This is a genomic window from Brevibacterium sp. 1718 (assembly GCF_051131255.1).
GTDB lineage: Bacteria > Actinomycetota > Actinomycetes > Actinomycetales > Brevibacteriaceae > Brevibacterium > Brevibacterium sediminis.
Window position 1 is genome coordinate 1,759,286 of sequence record NZ_CP186550.1, and the last position, 17,008, is coordinate 1,776,293.

Below are 17,008 nucleotides of genomic sequence, written 5' to 3' on the forward strand. Positions count from 1 at the left end.
CTATCCGACTGCGAAAGGACCGCGCTCATGGCGTCGCTGGCATCTTTGAGCATCACCTTCGACTGCCTCGATGTGGAAGCACAATCGATCTTCTGGGCAGACCTCCTCGGTGCCGACATCGATCCCGGCGCCAACGAGTTCGTTGCGAGCATCGGGGGAGTCCACAACAGCGAGTCACCGACCCCGGGAATGCTTTTCCTCAAGGTCGACGAACGGGCAGAGGGGAAGAACCCGCTGCACATCGACCTCGACGATCCGCACTATCCGGCGGACGTCGACCGCGCGGTCTCCTTGGGTGCACATAAGCTCGCGTCTTTCGACGAATATGGGATCGAATGGACGACTCTGAAAGATCCCGAAGGAAATCTCTTCGACATCGGTCGGCGAAAACTAGACTGAGCCTCATACACCTGGTTCGAACTTCAGGCCGTCTGCATGGTCAGAGAGGCTCAGCATGACCCTGCCATTGACCGATCCGAGCAACTCCCCGAACGAACGTCGTGGGCTCGAAGAATTCGTCGAGTACTTCCGACAGGTGGTCAGACGCAAGGTCGATGGGCTGACGCCCGAGCAGCTCGACCACACCGTGGCCTCATCGTCTCTGACGATCGGCGGCATCCTCCGCCATCTCACGCTCGTCGAGGAGAGCTGGTTCGTCGAAGTGCTGCAGGGCCGAGAGCTGGGGGAGCCGTGGTCGAGCGTCGACTGGAACAGCGACCGTGATTGGGACTTCGAGTCTGCGTCAGGGATGACCGCGGACGAGCTCCTGGCGGACCACGAGCAGGCCTGTGAGAAGTCCCGTGAAATCCTCACCGAGGTGGCCGACCTCGACACGCTCACCGAACGAGGAGACCGTGACGGAGAGAAGTTCAACGTCCGATGGATCCTCATTCATCTCATCGAAGAGTACGCTCGTCACGCAGGTCATGCGGACATCCTCCGCGAAGACATCGATGGTGAGATCGGCGACTGAGTCGCACCTCATCGGCGCCCGGTGGATCTAATAGGCTGGAAAGTATGACGAACACCCCGCCGACCGATACCGCCGCTGCGCCGAAGAGATCCAAAGCACTCCTCCCGCTCGACCTGATCCGGGGCTTTCTCATCGGCAGCGCGGAACTCGTCCCCGGGGTCTCCGGCGGAACCATCGCCTTGGTCACCGGCGTCTACGACCAGCTCATCGACTCCGCAGCCCACGTCGTTTCGGCCGCGAAGACCCTCGTGACAGGACCGAACCGTGCCGCGGGGGCTCTGGCGGAACTGCGGCGCACCGACTGGTTCCTCGTCATTCCGGTGCTGTTGGGCATGGCCGCGGCAGTGTTCACCATCGCCGGTGTCATGGAAGGCTTCGTCACCAGCAACCCCGAACTCTCCCGGGGTCTGTTCTTCGGTCTTGTCGCCGCCAGCATCGCGGTGCCGTTGAGGATGTTGCCGGCCCGCTCCTCACGGCAGCCCGTGCTCCTCGGCGTTCTGGCGTTCATCCTCGCCGCCGCTCTCGCGTTCTGGATGACGAGTCTGGCAGGTGGGGCAGACGTGGAGAATCCACCGCTCATCGCCGTCTTCTTCGTCGCCTCTATCGCCATCTGCGCTCTCGTCGTGCCCGGAGTGTCCGGATCGTTCTTCCTGCTGGCAGTGGGTATGTACTCGACCACTCTGCGGGCCGTCGACTCCCGCGATTTCGGGTACCTCGGAATTTTCATGCTCGGCGCGATCCTCGGCCTGGCGGTCTTCGTCAACATTCTCAAATACTTCCTGCACAACCACCGGTGGTGGACCCTCATCGTCATGGCAGGACTGATGTTCGGTTCCCTCCGCGCGCTCTGGCCGTGGCAGTCATCTGCAGAGGTGGGCGCCGACGGCGAAGAACACGGAGCGGGCGGCCTGCTGGCCCCCGTCGACCCGGTACTCGGTCCGATCCTGCTTGCGGTCCTCGGCGCGGCCGTCGTCGTCATCCTCATCATCGTCGAGGCTAAATCTGCGTCTGCGAAGGATGAGGCTGATAGAGCCGATTCCACCACAGCGTGAACGCAAGCGAGTTTGTGCAAATTTCTCTCAAGATCCATTCAGAAAACGATCAGCGCCCACTAGGGTAAGAGAGTTGGATCACTTTCATCCTCTCTGACCAGTTCTCTGGAGACTCATGCGTCTGCGCACCCTGACCTCGTCCACACTCGCCCTCGCTCTCATCGTCACCGGTCCCGCGGCCGCCTCCGCGACCGGACTCGGCAGTGCCGATGCCCCCGCCGACTCTCAGGCGGCGACAACCGGAGAACTGACCCTGTTGGCGACGACTGACGTTCACGGCAACGTACTCAACTGGGACTACTTCGCGAACAAGCCCTACCCGGCAGGGGAGGAGCTGGGCATGTCCCGAGCCTCGACTCTCATCAAGGGAGTGCGTGAGGACAAAGGTGCCGATTCCGTGCTCCTCGTCGACAACGGTGACACGATCCAAGGCAATCCATTGGCATACTACTTCGCCAAACAGGAGCCGATCACGACGAGCGGCCAAACCCACCCACTGGCCAAGACCTACAACCACCTGGGATACGACGCACAGGTCGTCGGCAACCACGAATTCAACTACGGCCTCGATCTGCTGGCCACCTACCGTGACCAGGTCGACTTTCCACTGCTCGGGGCCAACGTCATCGACGACGCCGACGGACAGTCCCATTTGGACCCTTATGCGATGGTGGAGAAGCAGGTCGATGGTGAGACGATCACCGTCGGTGTTCTCGGAGTGACCACTCCCGGCAGCCGCATCTGGGACAAGAACAACCTGTCCGGGAAGGTGCACTTCGACGATCCGGTCGAGACGGCACAGAAGTATGTGCCCGAGATGAAACAGAAAGGCGCAGACGTCATCGTCGTACTGTCCCACTCTGGCAAAGATCCGAAGGGACAGAGCTGGGATCCGGACCAGCTGCAGGAGAACGTCAGCACCTCGGTAGCGAAAGTGCCAGGAGTTGATGTCCTCGTCGCCGGCCATACTCATCAGAACGAACCCAGTCAGGTCGTGACCCGTGACGACGGCACCGAGGTGCTCATCACCCAACCGAACTATTGGGCACGGTCGGTATCCGAGGTGGGACTGCCGATCAATCTTGACACCCACCACGTGGACTGGGACGAGGCCGCGCCGCACGCAGACGCTCTTGCCACCCAGGGGGAGGTCGCTGAGGACCAGGAGATCAAAGACCTTGTCGATGAGCAGCACCAGACCACGATCGACTACGTGAACACGAAGATCGGATCGGTCACCGAAACACTGTCGGCGAAGACCTCCTACTATGAAGACACGGCCATCCTCGACTTCATCTCCCACGTCCAAACCGAGACGATTGAAGAAGGACTGAAGGGAACGGACTATGCCGATCTTCCCGTGATCTCGCAGGCATCACCCTTCAGCCGCACCGCAGAATTCCCCGCCGGCGACATCACGATCCGAGATGTGGCCGGACTCTACGTCTACGACAACACTCTTGCCGGAGTCGAGACCAACGGCGCTCAGCTGCGCGACTACCTCGAATTCTCGGCACGCTATTTCAAACAGACCGAGGAAGGCGCTGAATTCGACCCGGTCGACGGCACGAACGCGATCGACGAAGTCTCGGACTCTCCGATTCCGGACTACAACTACGATGCTCTGGCCGGAATCGACTACGACATCAATGTCTCCAAACCGACCGGGAAGAGGATCGAAAACCTCACGCAGGCTGACGGCAGCGAAATCGGAGACGATGACCGGTTCATCCTCGCCATCAACAACTATCGTCAGTCCGGTGGCGGCGGCTACCCGGTCGACGGACTCAAAGAGGTCTACAACGAACAGGTCGAGGTTCGTCAGGCACTCATCGACTGGGCGGAAGAGAAGCAGATCGTCGACCCCGCCGATTTCTTCGACGAGAACTGGCAGGTCGTCACCAGCAGCCGTGCACCGGGCGGAGACGATGACGATTCCGGCGACAGCGAGGATTCCGACAGCTCCGGCGAAGCCACTGCCGAGGCAGGCTCGAAGGCGTCCGCTGGAGCCGAGTCCGATGCCGGTGGGTCCTCCGACGGCGCGGGTTCCGGGAGCTCCGGAAGCGCTGACGGGGAGGACAATGCTGGAGAGGCAACATCCGAGAACGACGGCTCGACGAACAGTGCATCGGACGGCAATGCTGACGGCCGCGACGCCGACGGCCGTGAAGCTGACGGTTCGGCAGCCGGTGCAGGTGGCGGGGCCGACCTGCCGCGGACCGGCCTCGAGCTTGCCACAAGCATCGGCATCGCAGCTGCGATCATCGCACTCGGTTCGGCACTCGTGGTCATCTCACGTCGCCGTCGTCGCTGAGCGGCTGTCGGCCATCTGTGGGATTCATCAATCCGAGGGCCGGCGAAAGTCCGGTCCATGTTCGTCGTGTTCCCCTCGGAGCCGTCTCACGTAGAGTGAGGGTGACAGCAGTCAGCTCTGAAGAAGGAGAGAGTCAAGCATGGCCAACACAGCATTTCAGGGATCTCCGGTCAAGACCGTCGGCGAACTGCCCGCCAAGGGCGAACAAGCCCCGGCATTCAGCCTCGTCGGCGCCGACCTCGGTGATGTGAACTCACAGGACAACTCGGGCAAGCGTGTCGTGCTCAACATCTTCCCCAGCCTCGATACGGGAGTGTGCGCCGCCTCGGTGCGCAAGTTCAACGAACTCGCCTCCGGCCTGGAGAACACCACTGTTCTCTGCGTGTCCAACGACCTTCCGTTCGCCCAGGCTCGCTTCTGCGGCGCTGAAGGCATCGAGAACGTCGTGACGGCGTCGGGATTCCGCAGCTCGTTCGGCAAGGATTTCGGTGTGACCATGGTCGACGGTCCGCTCGCTGGTCTGCTCGCCCGATCCGTTGTCGTCCTCGACGAGAAGGGCACCGTGACGTACACGCAGCTCGTTGACGAGATCACCACCGAACCCGACTACGACTCGGCAATCGCAGCTCTGGAAGCCTGATCTTCTCCCGCGAGTCGAAAGTTTGACTAGTGAAATACGAACCGGGTGGGACGCACACGCGTCCCACCCGGTTGTTCTCTATCAGCAGCGTGCCGGTCGAAGTGGTTCGGAGCACCGGCTGCTGACAAGGAGCAATTGGCGAAGTGCTCACATATCGACGACTGTGATCGGCAGGGCGTAGTCGACGCCGGCGAGTTCTCCACCGCTCGTGGTGATGCCGGGGATCATATCCTTCGGCGCCGGATGATCGCTGAGGGCGTCCAAATAGACCTTGTGCGCCTCAAGCGATCGCACACCACGGTCGACGTGCGCAGCAGTGAGCGCCACGGCGTGAGTGGGCTGGGCACCATTGATGAGCAGCCGATCAGCCTTCCACGCTTCAAGTCCCTCATCCTTGAGATCGGTGAAGACCCAAGGATTGTCCGCATCGCGAATAGCATCGACGGTGGCAACTCCGGCATGGCGGTGGTCGACATGATTGAGTCCCCACTGCACTTGGAGGTCGAAAGTCGTCACGACTACCGCATTCGGGCGGAACTCGCGGATCTTCCGCGCGATTGCCCGACGCAACTCGTGCGTGGGTTCCAGCAGACCATCCGGGAAGTCGAGGATCTCCAGATCGTCGACGCCGACAATATTGCACGCCCGACGCTGTTCCTCGGCGCGCAGCGGTGCCACTTCCTCCGGGCTCATGTCCCGGATTCCTGCTTCGCCTCGGGTGAGCAGAAGATAGGCGACTTCTTTGCCCTCATCGGTCCATTTCGACACGGCTGCCGAACCGCCGTACTCCATATCGTCAGGGTGGGCGACCACGCAGAGCACACGGTTGATATCGGAGTCATCGAAAAGCGGGATCTCAGTCATGAGTCCAGGCTAGGCGGCAGTTGACGCTTGCGCCAGAGACCAGGGACGACCAGATGATTGGGTACGATGTGGAGGACCACGCCGATCGAGTGAAGGCAGACAATGATGAACAGACCACTCGTAGCGGTGACGCTGGCCCTGGGCCTGACTCTCAGCGGATGTTCGGCGTTCAAGGTCAGCAGCTCCGAAGATGCGGGATCCAAACCGGCGAATGTGGGAATCGGCGACGGACAGTCGCCTTCGCCGACCGCAACCGGCCCGACGATTCCCGACGGGATGAGCGAGACCACTGTCGACCTGGGCGGACAATGTCCCGTCGAAGTCAGTTTGGCCTTGGGCGCCGACTGGGCAGATGGGTCCGGCTACGACGGCTATCGGCTCTACGAAGCTGATTCTGGCGCGATCATCACTGTCAACTGCATTGATGACGACGAGTCGTCACCTCAAGAATTGGTGGACAAGGCGCGGGAGAGGATGTTCAGCACGTCGGGATCGTCCATGACCAGTGAGGCCACCGGATCACTCAGCGGTGGAGAGTACTGGGTCTTCCACGGCACCTTGGCACCCGATGACATGCGAGCTGTCGACAAAGAGGACTCCGTGATGTTCGGTGCAGTTGCCGGAATATCTGTCGACGGTCGACTCTTCAAGGTCAGCGTCGACATGCTTGCGCAAGCCGATGACACAGAGGCTCAAGACCAGTTCCGACAGATGCTGCCGACGGTTCGCTTTGGCGATCAGGTGCTCAAAGCCCCAGACCTGCGCTGAGGCTGCCGACTGCCAGACATGCGTTTGAGCAGTTCTCGAGCCGCTATCCTCCCGGCCCTGGTCGCGCCGACCGTGGAACTGGCTGATCCGTAGCCGACGAGGAACAGCCGTGGATCGTCTTTGACCGCGACCTCGGTTTCCATGGAGATTCCGCCATCAGGTGTGCGCAGGCGCAGCGGTGCAAGGTGTTTGAGTGCTGCTCGGAACCCGGTGTTCCAGAAGATCACGTCGACCTCTTCGACATGGGGTTCGTCGAACGGCGCCCATGATTCGGGCACCGCCAGGTAGTCGCTGGCCGAAGGACCCAAGCCTTCCGACGTGGTCGGAAGCTCGGTGTCGCCGAGTCCGGGGAAGTGGACGCCGTGGGGAAGGATGCGGTCGAACATGCCTCGAGACACCAGAACTCCCGAGTCGATTCCTTCCCGGAACTCTCTGCGGATCGGCAGGCCAGTCGTGCGGACGACGCTGGCTGGGGCCAGACCGGACAGAGTTCGTTCGCGAACGGCTCGTTCGACCTCAAGTCCCCATTGGCCGTCGAAGTCCCTGGACGTGAAGTTCGGGGGACGGCGTGTGGCCCAAAGAGTGTCGGTCACTTCGGCGAGTTCGAGGAGAAACTGCGTGGCGGAGATTCCGCCGCCGACCACGAGCGTGCGCAGTCCCCGGAAGTCTTCGACGTCACGGAAGTTCACGGTATGCAGCTGGTGGCCCTCGAACTCCGCGATGCCGGGGACGAAGGGGACGTAAGGCTGGGTCCACGTGCCGGTTGCGTTGATGAGGTAGTCGCTGGAGAGCGTCACGTGTTCACCGTCGACGGTGGCTGTGATGGTGAATCGTCCCTGTCCGGGTTCTTCGGACCGGACGGTGTCCACTTCAGCCGGCCGGATGACGCAGAGTTCGAGTTCGCGTTCGAACCGGGAGTAGTAGTCGGAGACGATCTCGGAGGCAGGGACGTTCGGGTCGGGACGTCCGAGAGGAAACCCAGGCAGGTCGGAGATGTGGTTGGTGGTGCCCAGGGTCAATGAGTCCCACCGTTCTCGCCAGGCACCACCGGGGCCGTCTCCGGCATCGAGGATGATGAAGTCTTTGCCCGGTGCGAGGCCGTCGCGCCACAGGTAATGTGCTGCGGACAGTCCGGCTTGGCCCGCGCCGATGATGACGATAGGCCAATGAGAGTCGATCAGGAGCTCGTTGATTCGGCACACCATGGGGCCATTGTTTCAGGTTTCTCTCGTCACGGGTTCACCGATCATGGCGGGGCGATGGGCCGAGCCTTTCCGACTGAGAATGTCACGGCGTCATCGGGCAGATTGGGCACAGTCCGGCCCGCGGGGATTCGAATAGCAGTCTTCGTCGACAAGGTAGCGGTGGTAGCGGTAGACCTCAATGCCGATGTCGTTGCTGGCGACGTGAGCGAATCCGTCGATAGGGAGCCAGGGTCCGCCGTCGACCGAGAATTCTCCGCTGAATGTCGCAGTCATCGATGCCGATACCTTGCCGGATTCTTGGTATTCGTGTCCGATCTGGGGTGTGCCGCCGGGCAGGGGCTTCGCCCCCTTCGCAGTAGTGGTCGTGCCCGAGCCGTCTCCGAAGTCCCAATTGAAGCGCTCTGGGGTGACTTTGACCTTGACTGCATAGGTCAGCAGGGTCATGTCGATATAACTGACGTCGATGTCCGTCCAGAAGGCCGCCGGTTTGCCGACGACAGCCCAATCCTTCGGCCAGGCATAGATTGTGGGAGCCGGTATGTCGAAATTCTGGAACTGCGATTCCGGGATGTGGGTCGGGGGATCGGGCCGAGCCGGAGCGCCGCCGCCACCGCCCCCTCCGCCACCGGGGCCGGGTTCACTTACGCACAGATAGCCGACGTCTTCAGTCGGGCAGTCAGGCTGACCGCCGCCGCCGGCGCCACCTCCGCCTCCGGAACCACCGCCGCCGTTGCCTCCTCCACCAGAGCCGCCACCTCCGGAGCCTCCGCCGCCGTCAGATCCCCCTCCGCCCGGAGGCGGTTGGGGAACCGGGGGTTTTACCGCTTTACACCCGCTAGTGTCGCCAATCGTGCAGCCTGGTGCTGCCTCCGCCGGCGGAGGAAACATGAACAGGCAAATGGCGACGATTGCAAAACAAAGAATGCTGTGGGAAGACCTATTTCCTAACAACGTCGTTCCCAGAGGGTTTGCTGGTCGACTTTCCAGCTTTCATCATCTAACTGAATGGTGTGTTGCATCGTCACTTTTCCATCAGGATTCAAAGTTGGAGTTTGACCTGCCGGGGTCATTGTCCACCTAGAGGTGTCAACACAAAAGTTCACTAGGACCGAGCCAGATTTCGCTGTTTCGTCGACTCTCGTGACTTCAAATACTTCGACCTTCAACGGTTCGATTTGGCCCTTAAAGGTAGCCTCGTTGGAGGCTACTGATTTGGCTTCGGCCTGAATTGACTTAAGCGCATCACCGGATGCGAATTTCGGAAACTCATCAGCTACCTCGAACTTCCCGGAATACGCTTCATTAATGGCTTGAATGAAGTCGTCGAATGCCACCAGCGCGCCCTCGACGGCCTTCTTTTCCTCTTTGTCGAGGTCAAGGTCGGTTTCGTAGTCGGGGATGGCCACCTCGGGGGGATTATCGGTCGACCCTCCGTCGGGCTGCTGGGCGGGCAGGGTCGACGTCGGTGCGGCTACCGGCGAGTTGTCGGCACAGCCGACAACCGAGACCATACTCAGCGCGGAGAAAACGGCAACGAATATTTGGGAAGGTCGACGATACGGTCGGGACGATCCAGTTCTCATTCCACGCCTCTGTGGTCTGCAACTGCGGCGCGACCCCATCGGCCGGCACCCGGATTCCCTACATTATTCGACCGGCATGCTTTTTAGAACAGGCGAAGTGAAATCTGTGGATAACTCACGCCCGAGTGCGTGGGAACAACGATCTTTCGGCAACTGCGGCTACTTGTTCGCGGCCTTCGCCGTCTTGGCCGCGGCCTTCTGCTGCTTCTTGAAAGCACGCACCTCTTGCAGAGTGACGTCATCGACGACGTCGGCGATCGATCGGCGGGCGTCTGCGTCTCCGTAATCACCGGCAGCCTCCTGCCAACCGTCGGCCTGGAGTTCGAACTGCTTACCGAGCAAGGCCAGGAAGATCTTGGCCTTCTGATCGCCGAATCCGGGCAGCTTCTTCAGCCGTTTGAGGACCTCAGCACCGCTGGGGTCGCCCTCAGTCCAGATAGCCTCGGGGTTGCCGTCGTATTCGTCGACAATGGCTGCGGCCAGCTTCTGCACCCGTCCAGCCATCGACTTCGGGAACCGGTGGACTGCGGGAGTCTGGGCGAAGATGTCGAGGAAATCGTCCGGGTTCATCTCGGCGATCTCGTCGATATCGAGCTTGCCTAGTCGATCTGCCAGCTTGGCCGGCCCAGCGAAGGCGCTCTCCATGGTCACCTGCTGGTCGAGCAGCATCCCGACAAGCAGAGCGAAGCGGTCTTCGGCCAAGAGTGCATCGGCCTTCGGATCTCCAGACAGGAACAGTGAAGTCATGACTCCATCTTCGCACGCCGCCTACGGCTGTCCACTGCCGATATCATCGACTGATGATCTGCCCCTGCTCCGGAATGCCTCCCGGCACCGCCTACGACGACTGCTGCCGCCCCGCCCTCGACGGTGAATCCTGGCCCACCACCGCCGAGGCGCTGATGCGCTCCCGCTACACCGCCTTCGTCCGCGGCAACGAAGACCACCTCTTCCGCACCTGGCATGCCAAGACCCGACCCGACGATGTCGGCGTCGATGACGCCACCACGTGGCTCGGCCTCGAAATCGTGTCCACCACGGGCGGGGGATTCGACGATGTCACCGGCACCGTGCACTTCCGTGCGCGATTCCGGGACCACCTCGGCGATCATGTCCTCGAAGAGAACTCCTCCTTCGTCCGCCGTGCCGGGCGGTGGATGTACCTCGAAGCGCTCGAGAGCTGACAACCGGCAACGGCTTCGAACGCCGACCACTGTGTCTATACTGGTGTTCGGCGCATCCAACGCCCAGCCGAGGTCGTGTTCCCAGCACACCGACCGCATGGCGAAGGGGAGAGAATCCTCGGACGAAACCGGCACGGTGATTTCCTGACCAGGTTTCGTGCTGGGGGAGACTTGGTCGTTTGAGGAAGTGACACCATGACCAAGGACAAGGATTTCAAGAAGCTCGTTCGCACGCGGATGACCGAAACCGGTGAGAACTACACCACGGCCCGCACCGCGCTGGTCGCCGCGAAACAGGGTTCAGGATCCAACAGTGATTCCCGCAGCGAATCCGTCATCGCCCCGGAGATCGCACGGTTTCGGGCGAAGACACTGAAAACGTTCATGCCGGACGGCCACATCGTCGCCATTCCGACGAAACGACGCGCCCTCGTGCTCGTCCTCATCGAAGTCCTCGCCGCCCTCGACCCGGACCAGGTCTACGCCGAGAAACGACTCAACGGCATCCTCGGGGATTTCCATCCGGACTTCGCCCTGCTGCGTCGCGAACTCATCGACTACCGCCTGCTCGAACGCAATGCCCACACGGGGGAGTACTGGGTCAACCCGAACCCGCCGACCCATACCGGTTCGCAGGCGCAGGAGATAGCCGGACTCGAGGTATTTCTGCGCTGAACCGGCGACAGCGTATCCTTGAAGCTCGAACCACAAACGGGCAGACACGAGGAGCATCCATGGCCTATCACGCCGATTCGACCGATCTCGACGAAAAAGAGATTCTCAGCTGGGACATGTTCGGCCGATCGGCGCGTGAGATGGCGCAGACCATCGCGGATTCCGACTACGATCCCGAGATCGTCATCGCCGTAGCCCGCGGTGGACTGCTGCCCGCCGGAGCACTCGCCTACGCGCTCGGACTCAAGCTTTCCGACGCCATCAACGTCGAGTTCTACACCGACGTCCACGAGACCCTGCCCGACCCCATCCTGCTCGCCCCGATGCTCGACATCGAAGCGATCAAGGGCAAGAAGCTGCTCGTCGTAGATGACGTCGCCGACTCCGGCCGCACCCTCGCCCTCGTCCTCGAACTGCTGCGCAAACACGGTGCGGAAGCCCAGTCGGCCGTCATCTACGCGAAGTCCGCATCGATCATCGACCCGGACTTCGTGTGGAAGCGCACCGATCAGTGGATCGTCTTCCCCTGGTCGGCCGAACCCCCGGTCGAACCCAGCAAGTAAGCTGACCAAGTGGAGGAGACACGGGACATCGCCGCCCCGTGCGGACGCGTGCGCGCCTACGTCAACGACGACGTGATCCGCGCACGGGGCATCCGCTACGCCCGTGCAGGTCGTTTCCTCCCTCCCGTCGATGAACCTCCGGTGGACTTCATCGACGGCGGTCGACCGGGCCCGGCAAGCCCGCAGCTGCGCCGCGACCCGAATGCCGGAATGACCTTCGATCAGCTCGGCGGGCTGCCCATCAGCGAAGACTGTCTGCGCGTGAGCGTGACTATGCCGAAGGACACCATCACCGAGGCGGGGCTTCCCGTCCTCGTCTGGATCCACGGCGGAGCCTACGTCGCCGGGGCCGGGGACGCGGAGATCTACGATCCGCACGCCCTGGCCGCCGAGCAGAACATCATCGTCGTCTCCGTGACCTACCGCCTCGGAGTCCTCGGATACCTCGGAACCGGCCGAGACGAACACCTCAACCTCGGAGTGCTCGACCAGATCTCCGCCCTGCGCTGGGTGCAGACGAACATCTCCGCCTTCGGCGGCAACCCGGACAACGTCACGATCGCCGGGCAAAGCGCCGGAGCAGACGCCTGCGCCCACCTCATGATCGCCGAAGGCACCGCAGGACTCTTCCATCGTGTGCTCATGGCCTCAGCACCCTTGGGACTCGCCGGCGGCACCGACGCAATGAACTGGGCAATGGGGAAAGTCGCCCAGAAGATCGACCCTGAAGCCGGCGTCGACGGCATCCTCCGAGCGCAGGAAGAAGTGCACAAAGCCGCCCTCGTCGGGGGTCTGCATGCCGGAATGTGCTTCGGAGTCCGTTACGGCCAGTACCCTTTGCCATCACGCTCGAAGGCAGCCGAGGCCTGGGCCGAAGTCGCCCCGAAATTCGACGTCCTCATGACCCGCACGGAACGGGAGATCGCGTTCTTCGCCGGTTTCGTTCCCGCACTGCGTCGCCTCTACGATCGCACCCTGACCTCGCCGATGCTCGAATCCCTCATCTCCGGAATCACCTCGGCGGTCTATACCCGGGCCGGACGCGAATTCTACGACCGCCACCGGATGTCCGGCGGTCAAGGCGCCCGCCTGCTCATCGTCTCCCGCGGAGACGGCAGCTTCTTCGACGCGGCCCACTCCGGAGATCTGCCGCTGATCTTCCCCGGCGATATCTGGCACGATTCCTTCCTCGACTACGGTGCGACCACCGATATCGCCGGTCCCGAGCTGCGCCGGACCTGGGGCGAATTCGCCTCCTCGGGCACACTGCCGCGGGTGCGGGTGCCCGGACTCATCGACATCATGGGCTGAACGGTCAACTGTACGATCGCCGTCTGCGATCCCAGCTCTGTCGTCTTTTCACAACCGCCATGTCACCGGCGTGCACTACCGTTGGACCATGGACGCACATCAGATCTCGGCAGCCCGTCTGATCTCGCAGGGACTCATCGGACCTCCACCCGAGTCACCGACAGGAACCGACCTCTCAACCGCCGGCGCAGTCGTCGAGCATCTCGGCTGTGTCCAAGCCCAAGCTCTCGGCGGTGCACTGATCTCCATCGCCCTGCGCCTAGGACCGGATGTCACTGACGGTGTGGCCGCGGTCCGTGCCGCCATCGATTCCGGAGAGATCGTGCGTTCCTGGACCCAGCGCGGCACCATCCATCTGACCACGGCCAAGGACATCGGGTGGATCCTCGGCCTCACCGGGGCACGGATCATGAAATCCACGGCCAAGCGGCGCGAGTATTTCGGCATCACCGACGCGATGCTCGATACTGCAGCGGAACTCGCCACAGCGGCCATCCGGGACCGGGGACCGCTGACGCGCGAAGAGCTGCTCGAAGCGTTCGCTCCCATCGGTGCCGGAGACGAATACGGCCACGCCCGTTACCTCATCACTTCCTTGGCGCTGCAGAACATCATCGTCCAAGCCCCCGTGATCGAGGGCAAAGATGACATGAAATACGTGCTCACCGCCGATTGGGTGCCCACACCTACAGAGCTGGACACCGAGGCGGCCGACCACGAATGGATGAGACGCTTCGTCACCAGTCACGGACCGGTCACAGTCGATGACGCGACACGGTGGACGGGACTGCCGAAGACGAGAATGAGAAAGGCCATCCGCGCCGGAATCGATGCCGGAGAGATCGTGAGCACCGACATCGACGGCACCGACTACGCTCACGCACCGGATCTGGAGGACCGACTGGCCGAATGGGAGACGGCGGCGCAGGAGACCATGCTGCTGCCGGGATTCGACGAGATCATCCTCGGGTACAAGGACCGCAGCGCCACACTCGACCCTGCGAATGAGAGACTCGTTGTGCCCGGAGGCAACGGAATGTTCAAGAACACGGTGGTGACCGGCACCCGCGCACGCGCGACCTGGAAACGATCACCCCTCAAGACCGGTCCGCGGGTCCGCGTCGACACCTTCCCAGGGGAGAAGGTTGACCTCGAGGCCGTCGAATCGGTGAGTGCAACCCACCCGGCCTTCGTCTGAGCACGCAGAGACGACCGACGGTGGACGATCGCCACATGACACGCACACAGTGGGCCAGCCGTGTGGGTGAAGGCGACCGACCGGCATCGCCTGCGGGCCGAACTGCCGTCGGGATCATCCTCAATCCCAAACACCCGGCGACCCTGCGGGCGTATGCCGAGCTCGTGCCGGAACTGCGCAATACCGGCGCGCACTACCGAAGCATGACCACCAGCGTCGACCGTTCCGGTCGTTGGCAAGCCGAACAGCTCGTCAAATGGGGCGCTGACATCGTCATCATCCTCGGTGGCGACGGCACCATCCGAGCGACAGCGCCGGTACTCGCCGAGGCGGACATCCTGACGTTCCTCGTCCCGACCGGGACCGCGAACGTGCTCAGCCGCCATATCGGCCTCCGATCCTCCCGGCACGCCATTGACCATTGCAAGCGCACGATCGCCTCGATCATCCGTGACGGCTATCCGCCGAACCTCCGGAACGTTCCGATCAATACTGCGGAGTACCAGACGGCCGACGGCGCTCGACATCGCACCGAGTTCATCAGTCTCGCAGGAATCGGGGGAGACGCCCGGGCCGTCGCCCACCACCATGTCTCGCTCGGGCTGCTCGGCTACGCCTGGGGAGCCGCGCAGACCCTCGTCGCCGCAGATTTCACCGCGAGCACGGGAGACACCGCAAGCATGAGGGACGCCGCAAGAGCGGAAGACACCGCAAGCACAGGGGAGGGAACCGACTCGGGGCTGGTGTGGTCGGTGATGGCGTCGAAGGTCGCCCGTCCTGCCGGTCCCATCGCCGTGTTCCCCGAAGCGCGCATTGATGCTCCGACCTTCTCCATGCTCACCGTCGGCCCGTTTCCGCACTCACCCATGGCGCGGTGCCGAGCCTGGGCAGGAATCGCCGCGGCATGCCTGCAGGGCAGACCGGAGGCCCACCCGCTCATGAACTATCGGCGCACAACCGAGACGACGGTCACCGTCGAATATCCGGTACCGGCACAACTCGACGGAGACCTCATCGGCGACTGCCTGGAACTGCGGGTGAGCGCCGGTGAGAAGACACTGCGGGTATCAGCGCCGGCGTCGTGAGGTGCCGAAGATTCCGCGTGCGATCTCGCGTGCCGCGGTCCTTGTGAACTGTTTGAACGCCGAGGACTTCACGACCTGGGAAAACAGGTTCTCGTCGTCCTTCTTCGCCGACTTCTTCCCAGAACCGCCTGACTCCTCCGGGAAGTCGATCTTGTCCGCTGAAGCGTCGCGACCCTGACTCTCGGCGGGCGCATCGGCAGGAGCTGACTTCCGTTCCTCGGCGTGAGCTTCTGACCCGCCTTCGAGGCGCTTGGTGAGGATCTCGCGGGCAGATTCGTTGTCGATCGCGGTCCCGTACTTCTCATGCTGGGGCGACTCCGCCACAGCCGCTTTGATCTCGTCCTCGCTCATCGGCCCCATCTTCGACTCCGGGGCTCGCATTCGCGTCGGTGCCACCGGGGTCGGAGCACCATCGGGGTCCATGACGGTGACCACGGCTTCGCCGATGCCGAGCGAGGTGAGCAGCTCTTCGAGGTCGTAGTCGGACTTCGGGAAGGTCTGCACGGTCGCTTTGAGAGCCTTCGCGTCGTTGGGTGTATGTGCCCGCAGCTGGTGCTGAATGCGCGAACCCAACTGTGCGAGCACATCTTCGGGAACATCCTTCGGCGTCTGAGTGACGAAGAAGATGCCGACGCCCTTCGAGCGGATCAGTCGCACGGTCTGCGTCACCGACTGGAGGAAGGCCTTCGACGCGCCGGCGAAGAGCAGGTGGGCTTCGTCGAAGAAGAACACAAGCGAGGGCTTGTCCGGGTCGCCGACCTCCGGCAGGTCCTGGAACAGGTCGGCCAGCAGCCACATGAGGAACGTGGAGAACAGGGCCGGCGACTGACTGAGTTTCTGCAGTTCGAGCACAGAGACGATTCCGGCACCGTTGTCGTCGGTGCGCAGCAGATCAGCGGTGTCGAATTCCGGTTCGCCGAAGAACACGTCGCCGCCTTGGGCAGCGAGTTCGGAGATCTTGCGCAGGATGACGCCGACGGTGGCCTTCGACGCCCCGCCGATGCCTTCGAGATCGGCCTTTCCCTCGTCAGAAGTGAGGAAGGTGAGGACGGCCTTGAGGTCGGAGAGGTCGAGCAGCGCCAACCCTGCCTGATCGGCATAGTGGAAGACCAGAGAGAGGACGGATTCCTGAGTGTCGTTGAGTTCGAGCACCTTTGCCAGCAGAATCGGCCCGAACGAGGTCACCGTCGCTCGCAGGGGAGTGCCGAGCCCCGAATCACCGAGAGTGTAGAACTCGGTCGGATTGGACCGCGACTGCCAGTCCTGACCGGCGGCATCGAGGCGCTTGCGCAGCTTGTCGGATTCGACGCCGGCAGCGCCGATGCCCGAGAGATCGCCCTTGATGTCAGAGGCGAACACCGGCACTCCGGCCCGTGACAGCTGCTCGGCGAGCACCTGCAGGGTCACGGTCTTACCGGTTCCCGTGGCACCGGCGACGAGGCCGTGCCGATTGAGCATGGACAACGGGATGGAGATCGGGGTCTCCTTCGAGGGTTCTTCACCGTTCAGGGCGACCCCAAGATCGAGTGTCTCGCCGTCGAAGGTGTATCCGTCTTTGAGTGTCTGCAACGCCTGCTCAGTCATGAGTCAATC

18 protein-coding genes are annotated in these 17,008 nt (G+C 62.5%); 12 read left to right on the top strand and 6 right to left on the bottom strand.

Annotated elements, in window-relative coordinates:
• Window positions 1-27: 27 nt before the first annotated feature.
• The 5 genes from ACOZ9V_RS07860 (at window position 28) to tpx (ending at window position 4,979) form a co-directional block, all read left to right on the top strand.
• On the top strand, window positions 28-399 hold the full coding sequence (locus tag ACOZ9V_RS07860) for a VOC family protein (protein WP_101544850.1): 372 nt from the start codon (window positions 28-30) through the stop codon (window positions 397-399).
• 55 nt (window positions 400-454) lie between these two features.
• On the top strand, window positions 455-973 hold the full coding sequence (locus ACOZ9V_RS07865; protein WP_172169044.1) for a DinB family protein: 519 nt from the start codon (window positions 455-457) through the stop codon (window positions 971-973).
• A 44-nt stretch (window positions 974-1,017) separates the two neighbouring features.
• A complete protein-coding gene (locus ACOZ9V_RS07870) occupies window positions 1,018-2,025 on the top strand; it encodes a DUF368 domain-containing protein (RefSeq protein ID WP_139466898.1) in 1,008 nt (335 codons plus the stop codon).
• A gap of 115 nt (window positions 2,026-2,140) precedes the next feature.
• Entirely contained in the window at window positions 2,141-4,339 is a 2,199-nt protein-coding gene (locus ACOZ9V_RS07875) for a bifunctional metallophosphatase/5'-nucleotidase (RefSeq protein ID WP_434594989.1), read from the top strand.
• Between the two features lie 139 nt (window positions 4,340-4,478).
• Complete coding sequence (tpx, locus tag ACOZ9V_RS07880) at window positions 4,479-4,979, top strand: thiol peroxidase (protein ID WP_181270412.1); 501 nt, start codon at window positions 4,479-4,481, stop codon at window positions 4,977-4,979.
• Window positions 4,980-5,126: 147 nt separating this feature from the next.
• Here tpx and ACOZ9V_RS07885 read toward each other — a convergent pair whose 3' ends face one another.
• Window positions 5,127-5,843, bottom strand: a complete 717-nt coding sequence (locus tag ACOZ9V_RS07885; protein ID WP_139466901.1) for a PIG-L deacetylase family protein — start codon at window positions 5,841-5,843, stop codon at window positions 5,127-5,129.
• A 105-nt stretch (window positions 5,844-5,948) separates the two neighbouring features.
• On the opposite strand from ACOZ9V_RS07885, the gene ACOZ9V_RS07890 reads away from it, so the two are divergent.
• Window positions 5,949-6,611, top strand: a complete 663-nt coding sequence (locus tag ACOZ9V_RS07890; RefSeq protein ID WP_218973595.1) for a hypothetical protein — start codon at window positions 5,949-5,951, stop codon at window positions 6,609-6,611.
• On the opposite strand, the gene ACOZ9V_RS07895 is transcribed toward ACOZ9V_RS07890, so the two are convergent.
• From ACOZ9V_RS07895 to ACOZ9V_RS07910, 4 genes are all read right to left on the bottom strand, one after another.
• Window positions 6,581-7,816 (bottom strand): NAD(P)-binding domain-containing protein, encoded by a 1,236-nt coding sequence (locus ACOZ9V_RS07895; RefSeq protein ID WP_181270414.1) that lies wholly within the window; start codon window positions 7,814-7,816, stop codon window positions 6,581-6,583. The genes ACOZ9V_RS07890 and ACOZ9V_RS07895 overlap by 31 nt on opposite strands.
• 90 nt (window positions 7,817-7,906) lie before the next feature.
• Window positions 7,907-8,260, bottom strand: coding sequence for a hypothetical protein (locus ACOZ9V_RS07900; protein ID WP_434594994.1), 354 nt, complete (start codon window positions 8,258-8,260; stop codon window positions 7,907-7,909).
• Window positions 8,261-8,760: 500 nt separating this feature from the next.
• Complete coding sequence (locus ACOZ9V_RS07905) at window positions 8,761-9,327, bottom strand: hypothetical protein (RefSeq protein ID WP_434594997.1); 567 nt, start codon at window positions 9,325-9,327, stop codon at window positions 8,761-8,763.
• Window positions 9,328-9,558: 231 nt separating this feature from the next.
• Window positions 9,559-10,146: an HhH-GPD-type base excision DNA repair protein gene (locus tag ACOZ9V_RS07910; protein WP_181270417.1), complete on the bottom strand. Its 588-nt coding sequence runs from the start codon at window positions 10,144-10,146 to the stop codon at window positions 9,559-9,561.
• A 53-nt stretch (window positions 10,147-10,199) separates the two neighbouring features.
• Here ACOZ9V_RS07910 and ACOZ9V_RS07915 point away from each other — a divergent pair, with 53 nt between their 5' ends.
• From ACOZ9V_RS07915 to ACOZ9V_RS07940, 6 genes are all read left to right on the top strand, one after another.
• Window positions 10,200-10,583, top strand: coding sequence for a YchJ family protein (locus ACOZ9V_RS07915; protein WP_229663899.1), 384 nt, complete (start codon window positions 10,200-10,202; stop codon window positions 10,581-10,583).
• A 195-nt stretch (window positions 10,584-10,778) separates the two neighbouring features.
• Window positions 10,779-11,258 (top strand): DUF2087 domain-containing protein, encoded by a 480-nt coding sequence (locus tag ACOZ9V_RS07920; protein WP_434595002.1) that lies wholly within the window; start codon window positions 10,779-10,781, stop codon window positions 11,256-11,258.
• 59 nt (window positions 11,259-11,317) lie between these two features.
• A complete protein-coding gene (locus ACOZ9V_RS07925) occupies window positions 11,318-11,821 on the top strand; it encodes a phosphoribosyltransferase (protein WP_025778180.1) in 504 nt (167 codons plus the stop codon).
• A 9-nt stretch (window positions 11,822-11,830) separates the two neighbouring features.
• Window positions 11,831-13,132, top strand: coding sequence for a carboxylesterase family protein (locus ACOZ9V_RS07930; protein ID WP_181270418.1), 1,302 nt, complete (start codon window positions 11,831-11,833; stop codon window positions 13,130-13,132).
• Window positions 13,133-13,220: 88 nt separating this feature from the next.
• Window positions 13,221-14,330 carry a winged helix DNA-binding domain-containing protein gene (locus tag ACOZ9V_RS07935; RefSeq protein WP_172169074.1) on the top strand — a complete coding sequence of 370 codons (1,110 nt, stop codon included), beginning with the start codon at window positions 13,221-13,223 and terminating at the stop codon, window positions 14,328-14,330.
• Window positions 14,331-14,365: 35 nt separating this feature from the next.
• Entirely contained in the window at window positions 14,366-15,415 is a 1,050-nt protein-coding gene (locus ACOZ9V_RS07940; protein ID WP_434595007.1) for a diacylglycerol/lipid kinase family protein, read from the top strand.
• Here ACOZ9V_RS07940 and ACOZ9V_RS07945 read toward each other — a convergent pair.
• The gene (locus tag ACOZ9V_RS07945) at window positions 15,398-16,999 is read right to left on the bottom strand and encodes a helicase HerA-like domain-containing protein (RefSeq protein ID WP_139907601.1); all 1,602 of its coding nucleotides are present in this window, start codon (window positions 16,997-16,999) and stop codon (window positions 15,398-15,400) included. The genes ACOZ9V_RS07940 and ACOZ9V_RS07945 overlap by 18 nt on opposite strands.
• Between the last annotated feature and the right edge of the window lie 9 nt (window positions 17,000-17,008).